Below are 17,107 nucleotides of genomic sequence, written 5' to 3'. Positions count from 1 at the left end.
CCCGTCGGTGTGGCGGCCGCCGTTGTTGCCGAGATTCGAGCCGCCATAGACCGCCGCGTCCGAGTTGAACGCCTCGCGGTAGAAGCCCGCCTCCGGCACGCCGACCCGGTAGCCCTCCCGGGGAATCGGGGTGAAGTTCGACACCACGATCGCGACCTCGCCGGGATTGGCGCCCTTGCGGGCCCAGGCGATGACGCTGTTGTCCTGGTCGTCGGCCACCAGCCACTGGAACCCGGTATGCTCGACGTCCCGGGCGTAGAGGGCCGGGGTCGAGACGTAGAGCCGGTTGAGGTCCCGGACCACGTCCTTGACGCCCTTGTGCAGGGGATCGTCGAGCAGGTGCCAGTCCAGGCTGTTGTCGTGGTTCCACTCCCGCTCCTGGCCGAACTCGCCGCCCATGAACAGCAGCTTCTTGCCGGGATGGCCCCACATGAAGCCGAAATAGGCGCGCAGGTTCGCGAATTTCTGCCAGCGGTCGCCCGGCATCTTGCCGAGCAGCGAGCCCTTCCCGTGCACGACCTCGTCGTGGGAGAGCGGCAGGATAAAATTCTCCGAGAAGGCGTAGAGCAGCCCGAAGGTCAGGTTGTGGTGGTGGTAGCGGCGGTGGATCGGATCCTCCGACACGTATTTCAACGTGTCGTGCATCCAGCCCATGTTCCACTTGAAGCCGAAGCCGAGGCCGCCCGTGTAGGTCGGGTGCGAGACCCCCGGCCAGGAGGTCGATTCCTCGGCCACCGTGATCGTGCCCGGGGCGTGGCTGTAGGTCGCCTCGTTGGTCTTGCGCAGGAAGTCGATGGCGTCGAGGTTCTCGTTGCCGCCGTAGCGGTTCGGGATCCACTCGCCCTGCCGGCGCGAATAGTCGAGGTAGAGCATCGACGCCACGGCATCCACCCGCAGGCCGTCGAGGTGGTAGTGCTCCAGCCAGAACCGGGCGTTGGCGGCCAGGAAGGTCGCGACCTCGGTCCGGCCGAAATTGTAGATGTAGGTGCCCCAATCCTGGTGGAAGCCCTGGCGCGGGTCGGCATGCTCGTAGAGATGCGTGCCGTCGAACAGGCCGAGCCCGTGGGCGTCGAGCGGGAAGTGACCGGGCACCCAGTCGAGCAGGATGCCGATGCCGGCCTCGTGGGCGGCGTCCACGAAGGCGGCGAAATCCTCGGGCGTGCCGAAGCGGCTGGTCGGCGCGAACAGCGAGACCGGCTGGTAGCCCCAGGACCCGTCGAACGGGAACTCGGTGATCGGCAGCATCTCGATATGGGTGAAGCCCATATCCTTGACGTAGGGGATCAGCCTTTCGCCCAGCTCCTTGTAGGTGAGGTAGCGGTTGCCCTCCTCGGGCACCCGGGCCCAGGAGCCGAGATGGACCTCGTAGATCGAGATCGCGGCGTGGCGCGGGTCCTTGGCGCCCCGGGTCTTCATCCAGCCGGAATCGCGCCAGGCGAACTCACCGGTCCCGTGGGTGATCGAGGCGGTCTCCGGCGGGTGCTGCGCCGCGAAGGCGACCGGGTCGGCCTTGAGCGGGATCAGGGCGCCGTCGGGGCCGCGGATCTCGAACTTGTAGCAGACGCCGGCCTTGAGGCCGGGCACGAACAATTCCCAGATCCCGCCATCCTGCCACAGGCGCATCGGGTGGCGCCGTCCGTCCCAGTCGTTGAAGTCGCCGACCACGCTGACCTTGCGGGCATTGGGCGCCCACACGGCGAAGCGGAAGCCGTCGATGCCGTCGAGCTGGCCCGACTGGGCGCCGAGCATCCGGTAGACCAGGTTGGTGCCGACCTCGCGCAGGGTCGCGACATCGTACTGCTCGATCGAGGAGCCGAAGCCGTAGGGGTCGTAGCGCCGCGTCTTGGTCCCGTCCCAGAACTCGACCTCGATCTCGTAGAGCGGCCGGCCCTCGCCCTCGACCCGGGCGACGTAGAACCCGTCCGGGTGCCGCTTCTCGAACGGCACGGTGCGGTCGCTCATCACCAGGGCGGCGGCGCGGGCCTCGGGCAGGACGGCGCGGACCTCCCACAGGTCCGGGCCGACCCGGTGGGGGCCGAGCACCGAGAACGGGTCGCCGTGGTTGGCGCTCATCAGCGCCGCGATCGCGTCCGGATGGACGCTCGGCGGCGCCGAGGTGGCTCCGGAATGCGGGACATCCGCGTTCCGCGCGCTCGCCGCTTCCGGGTCGATCCGCGGTGCGAAGGTCTCGTCGATCGCCGTCATTCGGTTTCCCCGGGCTCGTGTCCGTCCGTGTCCAGAATGGTGAGAACCCCCCGTGCGGGGATTTCGATCCAGTCCGGCCGGTTGTTGGCCTCGTAATCGACTTCGTAGAGCGCCTTGGTCAGCAGGCAGAGGCGCAGCAGCCGCGCCCGCGTGTCCGGATCGGTCACGGCCGCCCGCGTCCCCGCCACGGCCGCCTCGTAGCCGGCCAGGAAAGCCGCCTCGATCATGCCGCGCCACGCCGTGGCGGCGTCCCGCGCCCGCTCCTCGGAATCACCGAACCGGATGGCGATCTCGCGGACCACCGTCTCGGCCCCGTACGCGAAGGAGCGCATCAGGCCGGCGACGTCGCGCAGCGGCATCGACTTCGCCCGCCGCTCGTCGGCCGGGCGCGAGGGCTCGCCCTCGAAGTCGACGATGATCAGGTCGCTTTCGGAGACCAGCACCTGACCGAGGTGATAGTCGCCGTGGATCCGGATCTTGTGGGCCCCCCGCGGCGGCTCGGCGCTGAGCTGCTCGATCAGCGCCTCGACCTCGGCGCGCCGCTGCATCAGCGCCGTGCAGGCGGGCTTGCCGGCATCCAGGCCGCGCTCGGCGAGACCTTTCAGCGCCCGGAAGGCCCGCTCGGCCTGGTGGCGCGCATCCCGGGCGAGCACCGCCAGGTCGTCCTCGGCGAAGGGCTCGGCCGCGAAGGCCGGGTCGTCCGTCTCCATGGCGAAGGCGGCGTGCATCTCGGCGGTGCGCCGGCCGAGCAGGTCCGCCCAGGGGCCATGGGCCTGGAACGCCTCCTCGGGGCTGGCGGCCTCGCTCTCGGGGGTGAGCACCACGGTCTCGAAGTCCCGGCGCAGGCCCTCGAGCATCAGGGTCCAGGCGTCGCCCTGGTTGAGGACGAATTTCTGCAGGACCGCGAGGGCCGTCCGCGTGCCGTCCTCGGCGACGTGCTCCAGGGTGCCGAGCAGCGCCGGGGTGTTGGCGAAGCCCGCGGTCTCGGTGAGGAAGCGCCCGACCTCGATCTCGGGATGCGTGCCCGGCTGCAGGCGGCGCAGCAGCTTGAGCATCATCTTGGAGCCGATGGCGATCGAGGTGTTGCTCTGCTCGGCCGAGAGCCGGCGGATGTCGGCGGTGTCGACCGTGACGCCGTCATCGAAGGCCGAGGTGGTGGAAAAGACCAGCCGCCCGCTCTCCGTGGGCAATTCGGTGCCCCGGCGCATGTCCTCGATCAGGCAGGCGGCGAAGTCGTTGGAGCCGGCCGCCCCGTAGAGCAGGCCGGTCCGCGGGCCGCGGCGCACCCGCGCCACCGCGAAGGGCAGGAGCGTCTCGTCCTCCCGGCCCTCCTCCACGCCCACGGGCATGAAGTATTCGTGGCTCTCGCCGTTGGCGAGCTGCACCTGCAGCCGCGGCAGCAGGAAGCGCGCGCTGCCGTCCCCGTCCTTGAGGGCGGCGCAGTCGATCACCTTCACGGACCGGATCCGCGAGCCCTTGGCGCCGAACCAGCGCCGGCTCGACAGGAACGGCGGCACCACGGTGCGCTCGAAGGCGACGCGCTCGCGGCCCGACATCAGGCTCTCGATGCCGCCGGTGAGCACCAGGGTGAACAGCTCGGGCTGCTCCTGCTGCGGGCCGATCGCGCCCGAGCGGGCTGCGCTTAAGGAGAACCAGTAGAAGCCGTAGGACGGCAGGGTCAGCAGGTAGGGCAGGTCACCGATCGGCGGGAACTCGGTGCCGCCGGTCAGCTCGATCGGCACCGCGGTGCGCAGCTCCGACAGGTCGAGCTGCACCGCCTGCGGCGCCCGCGACAGGTTGGCGACGCACAGGATCCGCTCGTCCTCGTGCTCGCGGATCCAGGCCAGCACCTTGCGGTTCGAGGGGTACAGGAACTGGATCGTGCCGCGCCCGAGCGCGACGCTGTTGTTGCGGATCGCGATCATCCGCCGGGTCCAGTTCAGCAGGCTGGTCTGCGACTGGGTCTGCGCCTCGACGTTGATCGCGTCGAAGCCGTAGATCGGGTCCTGGATCGCCGGCAGGAACAGCCGCTGCGGGTTCGCCCGGGAGAAGCCGCCGTTGCGGTCCGGGGTCCATTGCATCGGCGTGCGCACGCCGTCGCGGTCGCCGAGATAGATGTTGTCGCCCATGCCGATCTCGTCGCCGTAATACAGCACCGGCGTGCCGGGCATCGACAGGACGAGGGACTTCATCAATTCGATCTTGCGCCGGTCGTTCTCGAGCAGCGGCGCGAGGCGGCGGCGGATGCCGAGATTGATCCGGGCGCGCCGCTCGGCGGCGTAGAACGACCAGAGATAGTCGCGCTCTTCAGCCGTCACCATCTCGAGGGTCAGCTCGTCGTGGTTGCGCAGGAAGATCGCCCACTGGCAGCCCTCGGGGATCTCCGGGGTCTGGCGCATGATGTCGGTGATCGGGTGCCGGTCCTCCCGGGCGATCGCCATGTACATCCGCGGCATCAGCGGGAAGTGGAACGCCATGTGGCATTCGTCGCCGTCGCCGAAATACTGCGCGGTCTCCTCGGGCCACTGGTTGGCCTCGGCCAGCAGCATCCGGTCGGGATAGCTGGCATCGAGCGCGGCCCGGATCGCCTTGATGACGTCGTGGGTTTCCCGGAGGTTCTCGCAGTTCGTGCCGTCGCGCTCGATCAGGTAGGGGATCGCGTCGAGCCGCAGGCCGTCGACGCCCATGTCGAGCCAGTAGCGCATCGTCGCGATGACCGCTTCCAGCACCTTCGGGTTGTCGAAGTTCAGGTCCGGCTGGTGGCTGTAGAACCGGTGCCAGAAATACTGCTTGGCGACCGGGTCCCAGGTCCAGTTCGAGGCCTCGGTGTCGAGGAAGATGATCCGCGTGTCCTTGTACGGCTCGTCGGTATCCGACCAGACGTAGAAGTCGCGCTCGGGCGAGCCGGGGGGCGCCTCGCGGGCCGCCTGGAACCAGGGATGCTGGTCGCTGGTGTGGTTGATCACGAGCTCGGTGATCACCCGCAGGCCGCGCTCGTGCGCCGCCTCCACGAAGGCCTTGAAATCCTCCATGGTCCCGTAGGACGGGTTGATGCCCTCGTAATCGGCGATGTCGTAGCCGTCGTCGCGCAGGGGCGAGGGATAGAACGGCATCAGCCAGATCGCCGTGACCCCGAGGTCGCGGACGTAATCGAGCCGCCGGGTCAGCCCTTCGAAATCGCCGATCCCGTCGTCGTTCGAGTCGAAGAACGACTTGACGTGGATCTGGTAGATGATGGCGTCACGGTACCATTGCGGGTCGCTGCGATCGATCATCGCGTCGCTGCCTCATCGGTCGAATTTACTGGGACCGGCGGTCGGGACCGGCCGGGGCGCGGGCGGTCGGCCGCGCGGCGCAATGGTCGGCGACGGGCGAGCCCGTCGTCGGGATCAGACGCATGGTCAGGTGCCATGGGTGGGCTCAGCCCGCAACCCGCCGCGGCGCCCGAAGACGCCAGATGATGCAGGATCGCTCGGCCGGATCGAGCGCGATGCGGTGGGACCGGCCCCGCAGCTCGAACGTGTAGCCCTGGAGCAGGTCCTCCACCTCCACGGCGCCGTCATCCGGCAGGCCGAACAGCCAGAGCGGCACCTCGTAGGTGCATTCCTGGCGGTTCTTGGGATCGAGGTTGACCATGGTGAACACGCAATTGTCGCGCTCCGGCGTCGCCTTGGCGTAGGCGATGATCTGGTCGTTGGAGGCGCCGGTGAAGACCACGTTGCGGAAGTCCCAGAGGGCGGGGTTCTCGCGGCGGATCGTGTTCAGCTTGACGATGTGCTCGCGGATGTTGCCGGGCCGGTCGTAGTCCCAGGCCTTCAACTCGTATTTCTCGGAGTTGAGATACTCCTCCTTGCCCGGGTAGGGGGCCGCCTCGCACAGCTCGAAGCCGTTGTAGATGCCGTAGACCGACGAGAGGGTGGCGGCGAGCGTGCCGCGAATGACGAAGCCCGCACGCCCGCTGGTCTGAAGAAAATACGGGTTGATGTCGGGTGTATTCGCGAAGAAATTCGGGCGGTAGTACTCGCCCATCTCGCCGGCCAGCTCCAGGGCGTACTCGGTCAGCTCCTGCTTGGTGTTGCGCCAGGTGAAGTAGGTGTAGCTCTGCTGGTAGCCGGCCTTGGCGAGCTTCTTCATCATCTTCGGCCGGGTGAAGGCCTCGGCCAGGAACAGCGCGTCGGGATAGCGGCCGTTGACCTCGGCGATCACCCATTCCCAGAACGGGATCGGCTTGGTGTGCGGGTTGTCGACCCGGAAGATGCGCACGCCCCTTGCGCACCAGCCGAGCAGGATGTCGCGCAGCTCGATCCAGAGCGAGGGCAGGGCGCCCCCGTAGAAATGGACGTTCGAGATGTCCTCGTACTTCTTGGGCGGGTTCTCGGCGAAGCGGAGCGTCCCGTCGGGGCGCCACTCGAACCATTCCGGGTGGTTCTTGATCCAGGGATGGTCCGGCGAGCACTGGATCGCGAAGTCGAGGGCGATCTCCATGCCGTAGGCGTGGCTCGCCGCCACCAGGCGCTCGAAATCCTCCAGCGTCCCGAGCTCGGGATGCACGGCCTCGTGGCCGCCCTCCTCCGCGCCGACCGCGTAGACCGAGCCGACATCCCCGGGCTCGGCCTTGAGGGTGTTGTTCTTGCCCTTGCGGTTGGTCCGGCCCACCGGGTGGATCGGCGTGAAGTAGAGCACGTCGAAGCCGAGCTCGCGGATCTCCGGCAGGCGCCTGATCACGTCGTCGAAGGTGCCGTGGCGGTTCACGTCCATCGATTGCGAGCGCGGGAAGATCTCGTACCAGGCGGAGAACCGGGCCGCGAGGCGGTCGGCGATCACCGGCAGGATTACTGGATAGCGGCTGAGATTCACCCGCTCGGCGTTCCGGCGCACGAGGCTCGCGGCCTCGGGCTGGAGGATCCGCTCGAGCTGGGCGGCCGAGCCGGTCTCCTCCGCGGCCAGAGCGGCGACCAGGGCGGCCAGCCGCTCCGCGTCGCGCCCGGCGGCGCGGCTGCGGGCGAGGGATGCTGCGGTCTCGACCAGGGTGACGCCCTCGATCGTCTCCAGGCGGATGTCGACGCCGGCGGCGCGCTTCTTCAGGGTGTCGCGCACCCAGGAGGAGAACGGGTCGCGCCAGGCGATCAGGGTGAACTCGTAGCGGGCGTTGCGCTCCAGGGGGAATTGCCCGGCCCAGCGGTCGTTGTCGACGAAGACCATCGGGTCCTCGCGCCACGCCTCGGTGCCGGCGACCCGCGACAGGATCGCGGCGTCGAGCACCTCGTGGCCGTCGGAGAAGATGTCGGCCTCGACCCGCAGGGATTCGCCGACGATGCGCTTCACCGCCGAGCGGCCGCCGTCGATCTCCGGGCTCACAGCCTCGATCACCACCCTCCCCTCGCCGTCCGGCGCGCCGCGCTCGGGCAGCTGGGCGACCTGGGCGGCGCTCGCACTCAGGATGCGCAGCTCGCCCGGCAGCAGGTCGATGGCGCTGCCGGGATGGAAGGCGATCGGCTCGGCCTCGGGGGTCCGGTCGATGAAGGCGCCGAGCATCCCGCCGGTCCGGGCGATGAGCGTGCCGGCATCCACCGGCACCGGCTTGTCCGAGGGGTTGTAGAGCACGATCAGCGCGTGCCGCGCCGAGGCCGGATGGCCGGTGTCGAAGCGGGCGAGCGCCACGAGGTCGCTGTCGGGGGCCGAGATGCGCAGCTGCGCACCCTCGACATTGGCGGCCGGCAGCTCGGCCCGCAGGGCGTTGATCGCCCGGATCGAGGCGGAGATGTCGATGCCGGTGTCGTTCTCGCGGTCGCGCGGGGTGGTCTCGACCACGTGCAGCGCCCGCCGGTAGCCCCATTCGTAGCCGATCGGCATCAGCACGCCGGCCGAGAAGAAGGCAGCCAGCGCGTAGCGGTTGCGCAGGTGCCGCGCCACCGCCTCGGGGCCACCGCTGATTTCGGCGGCCAGCCGCTTCATGTCGTGGTTTTCCGGGAAGGCGATCGAGGGTGCCAGCACCCGGAGGCGCTCGTACTGCTCCAGCGCCCAGGGCTTCTTCAGGTCCCACCAGGCGAAGGAGTTGAACAGGTAGTCGAAGCCGGCGCCGGCGGTGGCCTTCGCTTCCTCGAAGGTGCAGCCCAGGGTCTCGGCGGCGAACAGGCAGGCGGGATCGCGGCCCTTGGCCTCCCCGATCAGGACGCGCCAGGTCTCCGGCGGGACCTTGTAGGCGGCGTCGCACCGGAAGCCCGCGACGCCGAGCGCCTGGAGCCGGGCCACGTAGGCGCCCCAGATCCGGGTCAGCTCGTCCCGGGCGGCGGGCGTGTGATAGTCGAGCTCGGCGAGATCGCCCCAGACCGTGCGGATCGAGGGATCATCCGGATCCACGGCGGCCGGATGCATGATCGAGCCGTCGGGCTCCTTCATGAACAGGTCGGGCCGCTCGACGGCCAGCCGGGCGTTGTCGGCGGTGTGGTTGATCACGAGGTCGGTCATCACCGACAGGCCGGCGGCCTTGGCGGCGGCGCAGAACCGGCGGATCTGCTCGTCGTCCGGCGTGCCGTCCTGGTCCCGGAACCGCTCGTCGAGCCGCTCGGGATCGGCCACCGCGTAGAGGCTCTTCGAGCCGCCGGTCTGGTGGAACGGGTTCAGGTAGATCCAGTCGAAGCCGAGGCTCGCGATCCGGGGCAGCTCGGCCGTCCAGTCCGAGACGCGCCCGACCAGGAGGGGGAACAGGTTGTAGATCCGCGGTCCCTCGGCGCGGGGCGCCAGGGAGGCCGGCAGGACGGCTTCGGCTCCGGTCGTCGCGGCGGCGGCGGTGGTCGGTGCGTTCATGCTGGCCTCTGGCTCCCAATCCATGTCTCGTAACGCCCGAACCGCAGGCGCGTGCCTGCGGCTGCAGGCCGGCACCGGTCGAGGCGGCGGAACGGCCCGCACCGCTCCGCACAATCGCTCGGACCCGCCTCCGTTCCGGCGGCGGCCCGTCTTCTAGCCGACGCGGCGTGACAGCGCCGCGTCGGCCGCGCCCTAGGACGCGCGCCGCAGGACCACGTAGGGCAGGTCGCGCAGGAGGTCGCCGAGATCGACGCCCTCCCCGGTGCCCTCGACGGTGCGGCCCGAGACGATGTCGCGCCAGCTTGTGCCCGCCCCGAGATCGACCCGGGTGCCGGCGAAAGCCTCGCCCGACCAGGTTGCCTCGCCGACGATGCCGGCAAACAGCCGCGGCACCGCCACGAACAGGTCGCCGCCCTCCTCGCCGGGATCGGTCCGCCGGTAGGCGATCACGTGGGCCGCCCGCGCGCCCCTCGCCTCCACCGGCTCGTAGGCCGCGCTGGCGTAGAAGCCCGGGCGCTCGGCCCGCTCGGCGAGCAGCCGCGCCAGCGTCGCCTGCTTGACCCGCCCGTCCGGCCAGTGCGCCAGCAGCTCGGCCGGCGCGCCGCCCCGTTCGAGCATCCGCTCGAGGGCCGGGTAATCCACCGGGCGGCGGTTGTCGGGATCGACGAACGAGAAGTCCCAGATCTCCGTGCCCTGGTAGGTGTCGGGCAGGCCCGGCAGGGTGCATTTCAGGACCGTCCGGCCGAGCCCCGCGAGCATGCCGAGATGGGCGAGCCGCCGCGCGAAGGGGCGCAACTCGCGCAGGAAGTCCGAGCCCGGGGCGATCAGCGCCGAGAACAGCTTCTTCGTCGCGCCCTCGTAGACCTCGTCGACATTGACCCAGCTCGAGCGGCGCTTGCCCTCGCGCATGGCCTTCTCGCCGTAGGCAATCAGCCGATCGCGGAAATCCTCGATCGCGGCCGTCTCGTCTTGCTCCAGCAGCTCCAGCGGCCAGGCGCCGAGGATCGCCTGGAAGAACATCCACTGGTCGTTGGCGTCCGGGGCCGGCTCGCCGTCGATCCGGGCGAGATGCGGCCCGGCGGTCCGCTGCCACTGGTCCCAGGCGCCGGCCCAGCCCTCCGGGATCTCGGAGAGCGCGAGCAGCCGGGTCCGGGCATCCTCGCCGCGCTTGGTGTCGTGGGTCGCCGTGGTGATCATGGCGTTCGGCCAGTCCCGGGCGCGGGCGATCTGCAGGTCGTGGAAATGCTCCGCGTCGATGCCGTACTCGCCCGGATCGCCGCCGACCTCGTTGAGGCCGAGCAGGCAGGCGTACCGGTAGAACAGCGTGTCCTCGAGGCTCTTGGCCATGACCGGGCCGGTGAGCTGCTGGAACCGGCGGCGGAAGCGCAGGACCACCCGCGGGTCCGGGCGCCCTGCCCCCGTGGTCTCGATCCGCCCGAGCAGCACGTCGGCGGCGAAATCGTGCACCGAGCGGTCGGGCAGGCCCGACCAGCGCTTGGCCTTGGCGACCGCGCCCTCGATCAGCCGCACGTCCTCCGGCTCGACCTCGCCCTCCTCCAGCTCCGGCGGCAGGTAGCTGCGATAGGTCGGGAAGCGGGCGATGATCTCGATCAGGGCCCGGCGCAGCGCGTTGACGGTGAAGTCGCGGGTGCGCCGGTCGGCATCGGCCACCTCCTTGAGGTCCGAGGTCAGCACCTCGAGCTCGCTGGCGAAGCTGATCTCCAGGATCTCGGCCTTGGCGGCGCGCAGCTGGAACCCGTAGGGCTCGTCGACGCCCGAGGCCCATTCGTAAAGGCGCCGGACCTTCCCCTGGCGCTCCTTGTCCACCAGGATGCCGTCGAGCTGGTTGAGCACGTCATAGCCCGTGGTCCCGGCCACCGGCCAGGGCCGCAGCCGCTCGCCGGGCTCCAGGATCTTTTCGACGACGACGTAGAAGCCCGGCCCGACCGCCGCCTGGAGCGCACGCGCGTAGCCCAGGGGGTCGGCCAACCCGTCGATATGGTCGATGCGCAAGCCGTCGATCCGGCCCTCGCGGATATGCCGGAACACGGTCTCGTGCGAGCGGTGGAAGATGTCGGAGAGCTCCACGCGCAGGCCCGCGAGCGAGTTCACGTCGAAGAACCGGCGGTAGTTGATGTCGCTCGAGGCCACCCGCCAATGGGCCAGCCGGTAGGCCTGGGCCTCCAGCAGCCGGTGCAGCGGCCCGAAGCTGTCCGGGCGGCCCTTGAAGCCGTTGAGCAGCGCCAGGGTGCTGGCCGTGGCCTCCTGGATCAGCGGTGACACGCCGTAGATCTCGGCGAGCCGGCGCTTGAGCCCCTCGGCCTCCTCGGGGAAGCTCTGGCGGCGGGTCTCGTCGGTGTCGATCGACATGGCCCGCAGCCGCTCGGAGATGGCGAGCAGCTCCGCGGTGGTGTCGTCGTCCACGGCCCCGATCGCGGCGATCACCCGGTTGAGGATGGTCGGGTAGCTCAGGGGCCGGATCGGCAGCTGGTGCTCGTAGTGCCAGACGCTGAAGGCGCCGGCCTCGGGGTCGAACTTCAGCTCGAGCGTGCCCTTCTCCAGGGCCTCGCCGTAGCGGTCGCCCAGGAACGGGATCACCAGGTTGCGGCCGGCGCCGAGACGCTGCCAGTCGATGTCGAAGGCGTCAGCGAAGGGCGACAGCGAGCCCCATTCGAGCACCGATAGCCACCACGGGTTGTCGGAGCCGCCGACGCCCATGTGGTTGGGCACGATGTCCAGCAGCAGCTTCAGCCCGTGCCCGTGCAGGGTCTCGGAGAGCCGGACGAAGCCCTCCTCGCCGCCGAGCTCCGGGTTGATCGCGCCGTGATCGACGATGTCGTAGCCGTGGGTCGAGCCGGGCCGCGCCTTCTGGAGCGGCGAGGCGTAGACGTGGCTGATCCCGAGCTTCTTGAGATACGGGACGATCCGCTCCGCGTCCGCGAAGGTGAAGTCCTTGTGGAACTGCAGCCGGTAGGTCGATTGCGGCGGCGGCGCCGCCAGCCGGGCGGAGCCTGAGCGCGGCCCCCGCGACTCGGCCGAGAGCGAGGCCGCCAGCTTGGCCAGCGGTCCGCCGGGGGCGGCGATGTCGACGAGGTCCCGGTCGAGCTTGCGCCGCCAGTTCGGGTAGCCCTCCGTGGAGCCCGGGACGTTGGCCTGGGCGAGCTCGGAGACCACGTCCTCGTACTGCACGGCGGTCAGCATCGAGGGGGCGCGGGCGAGGTAGCGGGCGGCCGCCTCGAACGGTGCGGCCTCGGGCGGCTCGGCCGAGGGCAGGAGCTGCTCGGCGGCCAGCGCCTCGGTGAGGCGGCGACGCTCGACCACGCGCTCGTTGCGCTCGGCCTCGGCGCGCTCGTGATCGTAGAGGCCCAGCGACTGGCGGGTGTCGGTGTCGACCCCGCGCCACCAGCCGACGAAGGTCGGCAAATCGTGGGTGGTGATGGCGGTGAGCGCGTCGCGCGGATAGGCGGAGGGGGCCTTGAACCGTCCGTCCCCTTCCCGCTCGAAGGCCAGGATCCGGTAGCTCAGCACGCCGGCCCGCATCAGGGCGTCGGAGAAGCCCTCGGGCGCGGTGCCGAGATCCTCGGCGATGACCAGGCACTTGTTGCGGTGGCTCTCCAGCCGCAGCACCGCCAGCATCGGCTCGAACGGCATCATCACGTAGGCGCCGGCATGGGCGCCCGCTCCCAGCGGGATCAGGAACAGCCGGGCGAGCTGGAAGGCGTGGTCGATCCGGATCGCGCCGGCATGGCGCATGTTGGCCTGGACCAGGGCCCGGAAGGCCGCGAGGCCGTCCCGCTCCATCTCCAGCGGGTCGAAGGCCGGCAGGCCCCAGTTCTGGCCCTTGGGAGCGAGCAGGTCCGGGGGCGCGCCGATCGAGACCCGGTCGGCGAAGCGCTCGGGATGCGACCAGATCTCGGAGCCGCCCCGGTCGGCGCCCACCGCCAGGTCGCGGTAGAGCCCGACCCGCATGCCGGCGCCCAGAGCCGCCGCCGAGGCCGCGGCGAGCTGGCGGTCGGCGAGGTATTGCAGCCAGGCGTGGTAGCCCACCGCCTCGGCCTTCTCGGCCGCGAAGGCCACGACCGCGTCGGTGCCGGCGCGGCGGTATTCCTCGGGCCAGTCGCCGAGCCAATGGGCGCCCTGCTGCCGGAAATGCTCGGAGAGCGCCTCGAACACCGCGTGGGCGGCGAGATCCGGGCCGCCCTCCTGGCGGAAGCGCTCGAACTCGGCGTCGGTGCCGGCCCGGGCCGGGGATTCCAGCCAGAGGGCGCGCAGCACCGGGTCGAGCACGTCGGCCACGCCCTGGTGGTCGACGAGGGCGGCCTCGCGCAGGGCCGTGATCGCGTCGGCGCGCTCGGCGAGCAGCGCCTCGGCCCGGGAGCCGGCGAGCCCCGGCAGGCTGCGCGGCGCGATGAACAGGGTCTCGAGGAACAGCCGCGAGGACGGCGAGTAGGGCGAGATCTTGGTCCGGTCGGAGCCGAACAGGGCGTGGACCGGGCTCAAGCCCAGAAAGGCCGCCCCGCGCAGGGCCGCCTCGCGGGCGGCCTCCCCGGCATCCGCGTAGGTGCCGATGCCGATATTGGTGGCCGAGCGCAGGCCGTAGAGCTGCGCGGCCATGCCCCAGTCGGAGGCGCCCTCCTCCGTGTAGGGACGCGGGCGCCAGCAGCGCTGGGGCGCGGCGATCACCCAGGATTCGGCCCGGATCCGCCCGGCCTGCACGGTGAGGCGGTGGTAGCCCGGGGTCAGCGGCGGCAACTCGAAACCCGCACCTTGGCCCGGCTCCGCGCTCTGCAGGTTGGCCCGGCCCTCGCGGGCCGCGCCGCGCTCGTCCACGAGCCGCCAGACCAGGGTGTGCGGGGTACCGTCCTGGACGCGGACCGGCACCCGGGCGCCGCGCCGCGCCTCCACGGGCAGGAGCGGCGGGACCAGGCCGCAGCGCAGAGCCTCGACCTGGGCGAGGCTCTCGGCCACGCCGGCCTCGTCCTCCACCGCGAAACCGAGGGCCGCGAGCAGGCCGCGCCGCACCTCCAGGGAGGTCTCGACGGGCTGGCCGAAGGCGTCGGTATAGCCGGCGGCGACGCCGACGAGGTCGGCGAGTTTTTCCAGGGGGCTCACGAGCGGGGCTCCGTCAGGAACAGGCCGGTCCAGGACGGCAGGTCCCGTCCGGTCGTATCGGGGGCGTTGGTCCAGACCACCCGGGCGCCGCCCGGATCCAGCGCGAAGGGCGCGTCCCCGACATTGGCGATGAACCGCAGGGTGCCGGCGCCGAACCGCCAGGTGCAATCGACCACGTCGGCCCGCGGCAGGGTGGCGGCGGCGCCCAGGGAGCCGGATTTCGCGAGGGGCACGACCACGTCCCGGCGCAACCCGAGCAGGCGCGTCGTCTCGGCCAGGACCTCCCGGTGCGGCGAGCGCGCCCGCTCGGACCAGTCGAGCTTCGAGGCCTCGAAGGTCTCGCGCTCGGTCGGATCCGGGATCTTCGACGTATCGTCGGCAAACGCCGCGAAGCTCTTGAACTCCCGGCGCCGGCCGTCACGCACCGCCTTGTTCAGCTCCTCGTCCGGGGCGAAGTCGACGAAGAACAGGAACGGCGTCGAGGCCGACCATTCCTCGCCCATCCAGAGCATCGGGATCTGCGGCGCCAGCAGGAAGCCGGCCCGGGCGAGATCGAGTTTCCTGGGATCGGCCAGATGATTGAGGCGCTCGCCCAGCGCCCGGTTGCCGACCTGGTCGTGGTTCTGCAGGAAGGTCACGAAGGCCGAGGGCGGCAGATGTGCCGAGGGCTCGCCGCGCGGATGGTTGCCGAGCGTCGCGAACGGCTCGCCCTGATAGGCGAAACCCTCCGCCAGGCAGCGGGCCAGGCGCTCGACCGGTTTGTCGGCAAAGCTTTGATAATAGCCGGCGTCCTCACCGGTGAGCAGGACGTGCCAGCAATGATGCAGGTCGTCGGCCCATTGCGCGTCGTGCATCTTCGGCTTGCCGGCGGCGTCGCGCTCGAGCCAGCGAGCCTGGTTGGCCTCGTTCTCCAGCATGAGGTGGATCTCGCGATCCGGGAAGCGCCGCCGGACCGTCTCGCCGAGCTCGGCCAGGAAGTGGCGGGGCGAATCGTCGAGGATCGCGTGGACGGCGTCGAAGCGCAGGCCGTCGAAATGGTATTCCTCCAGCCAGTACAGGGTGTTCTGGATGAAGAACTGCCGCACGGTGGCGCCGCTCTCCTTGCCGTCGAAATTGATGCCCGCGCCCCACGGCGTCTGGTGGCGCTCGGTGAAGAAGGTCTTGGCGTAGGCGTGCAGGTAATTCCCGGCCGGGCCGAAATGGTTGTAGACCGCATCGAGATAGACCATCAGCCCGAGCCCGTGGGCGGCATCGATCAGGCGCTTGAGGTCGTCCGGGCGGCCATAGGCGCCGTCCGGCGCGTAGGGCAGGACCCCGTCATAGCCCCAGTTGCGCGAGCCCTTGAAGTCGGCGAGCGGCAGCAGCTCGATCGCCGTGACGCCGAGCGCCTTGAGGTCGGGCAGGCGCGCCTGCAGGCCGGCATAGGTGCCCTCCGGGGTCGCGGTGCCGACATGGCACTCGTAGATCACCGCCTCCTCGAACGGGCGCCCGGTCCAGGCCTCGTCCGACCACGCGAAGGCGCGCGGATCGACCACCTCGCTGAGGCCCGAGACGTCGTCTGGCTGGAAGCGCGAGGCCGGGTCCGGCACGACGAGGTCGCCGTCGATCCGGAAGCCGTAGCGGGCCCCCGGCTTCACCCCGGGCAGGGCGGTGCGCCGCCAGCCGCCGCCCGACTCGGGCAACGGGTGGTCGATGCCGTCGACGACGAGTTCGACGCTCTGTGCGGTCGGCGCCCAGAGGGCGAAGCGCACGCCGCCCCCCACCATCTCGGCTCCGAAATCCATGCTGTGGGCGCGCCGCATCGGGCCACGGTCCTCGTCGTTGGCCGTGCGCACCGAAGGGCAAGCGCGGCAGGGATCATTGTCGTGGGAGAAGGCCCCGGGCACGATCCGGTTCCCGCAGCGCAGCTATGGCGGCGTGATGAGACGGCAAGCGTGCGAAAAATGGCGCGGGGGCGGGGCGATCGCCGACCGGATCACGTCCGATAGAACAGGACTTGGCCGTCGGGGCGAATCTGCAGCAGAGCATCGAAGTCCCGCAGATTGCGCGTCAGCACGCAGAAGCCGAGCTTGAACGCCTGCAGGAACAGGACACAATCATGAAGTGCGCCCATGCGGTCGTCCTTTGCATAGCCCTGGATCCGGCAGAGCATGCCCGCATAGACGGCGGCGCTTCCCAGGGTCTCCGCGTCAGGGGTGAAGATCCGGTGCGCCGGCATCGCGTCGATCGCGGTTCCAATCGCCGCGACGGCCTGGGCGCTGCGCGGGTCCTTGGGATCGAGGACCCCCACTGTGTGCATCAACTCCTGGATGGCGACGGTGCTGTGGTTCACGATCCGGATGTCGAGGAGGTCTTCGACCAGAGGCGATGCCCTCCCCTGCATCTGGTCGATGTAGACGCACGTATCGAGCAAAAGCGGACGGCCCGCATGCGCCTGCCCCTCAAGAAAGGGCAAAGCGGCATCGTCCCGGCGCTGCAATGCCGTCTTTGGTCCCTGCCGACGCAGCCGTTCCGCGGCCTTGAAGGTGAAGACCACGCGCTAGAAGCTCAGGTCGAGTTCCGGGTCAACCGATGCCCGCAGCGTGCGGAATACGTCCGCGAAGCCATCCTCGATGGCGATGTTGGCGAGCGCGAACTCGATCAGCGCGGTGTCAGAGTGAAGCCCCGTCCGGGCCTTGGCGCGTTCGATCAATTCGGGCGCGACGCGTCCGGAGATCCGGCTGGCCTTGCCCCGGGTCAGGCCGCTTTCCTGCGCGCGGGCCATGACGGCGGTGACGGAAGGGGCAAGGGATGTCTCAATCCCTGAGGCCTGCCTCGGCTGCGAACGATCCCCAGCCATGGCGATGCTCCGACGATGTTCAACAAATCGTATGATCCGGCAACGTAGTGGGCCGGACCTCCACGCGCAATCATCTCATCCGGCTTTGACCGACTCGCATTGAGCCTGTTCTCAGCCCGCCGGCACCCACCCGCCCCGCGCCCC

At 70.2% G+C, this 17,107-nt stretch carries 7 protein-coding genes; all 7 read right to left on the bottom strand.

Annotated features, from left to right (window positions below; all coding sequences use genetic code 11):
* The coding region (gene glgB, locus WYO_RS02680) for a 1,4-alpha-glucan branching protein GlgB (RefSeq protein ID WP_007558745.1) at positions 1-2,205 on the bottom strand (2,205 nt) is incomplete at its 3' end.
* On the bottom strand, positions 2,202-5,480 hold the full coding sequence (gene treS, locus WYO_RS02675) for a maltose alpha-D-glucosyltransferase (RefSeq protein ID WP_007558743.1): 3,279 nt from the start codon (positions 5,478-5,480) through the stop codon (positions 2,202-2,204). The genes treS and glgB, both read right to left, overlap by 4 nt.
* Before the next feature lie 145 nt (positions 5,481-5,625).
* Entirely contained in the window at positions 5,626-9,012 is a 3,387-nt protein-coding gene (locus WYO_RS02670; protein ID WP_007558741.1) for a maltotransferase domain-containing protein, read from the bottom strand.
* Between the two features lie 192 nt (positions 9,013-9,204).
* A complete protein-coding gene (locus WYO_RS02665) occupies positions 9,205-14,124 on the bottom strand; it encodes a malto-oligosyltrehalose synthase (RefSeq protein ID WP_007558738.1) in 4,920 nt (1,639 codons plus the stop codon).
* Positions 14,121-15,926, bottom strand: coding sequence for a malto-oligosyltrehalose trehalohydrolase (gene treZ, locus WYO_RS02660; RefSeq protein WP_007558736.1), 1,806 nt, complete (start codon positions 15,924-15,926; stop codon positions 14,121-14,123). Before treZ ends, WYO_RS02665 begins: the two co-directional genes overlap by 4 nt.
* Positions 15,927-16,099: 173 nt before the next feature.
* Positions 16,100-16,660, bottom strand: a complete 561-nt coding sequence (locus tag WYO_RS02655) for a hypothetical protein (RefSeq protein WP_007558734.1) — start codon at positions 16,658-16,660, stop codon at positions 16,100-16,102.
* A 3-nt stretch (positions 16,661-16,663) separates the two neighbouring features.
* Complete coding sequence (locus tag WYO_RS02650; RefSeq protein WP_007558731.1) at positions 16,664-16,963, bottom strand: hypothetical protein; 300 nt, start codon at positions 16,961-16,963, stop codon at positions 16,664-16,666.
* Between the last annotated feature and the right edge of the window lie 144 nt (positions 16,964-17,107).

This window comes from Methylobacterium sp. GXF4 (assembly GCF_000272495.1).
In the GTDB taxonomy this organism is placed as follows: domain Bacteria; phylum Pseudomonadota; class Alphaproteobacteria; order Rhizobiales; family Beijerinckiaceae; genus Methylobacterium; species Methylobacterium brachiatum.
The sequence above is the reverse complement of the archived record's forward strand: the minus strand, read 5'-3'. Positions and strand labels throughout refer to the sequence as shown.

Coding starts and splice junctions, on each gene's coding strand:
- treS (WP_007558743.1), bottom strand. CDS start 5,480: ATGATCGATCGCAGCGACCCGCAATGGTACCGTGACGCCATCATCTAC.
- WYO_RS02670 (WP_007558741.1), bottom strand. CDS start 9,012: ATGAACGCACCGACCACCGCCGCCGCCGCGACGACCGGAGCCGAAGCC.
- treZ (WP_007558736.1), bottom strand. CDS start 15,926: ATGCGGCGCGCCCACAGCATGGATTTCGGAGCCGAGATGGTGGGGGGC.
- WYO_RS02650 (WP_007558731.1), bottom strand. CDS start 16,963: ATGGCTGGGGATCGTTCGCAGCCGAGGCAGGCCTCAGGGATTGAGACA.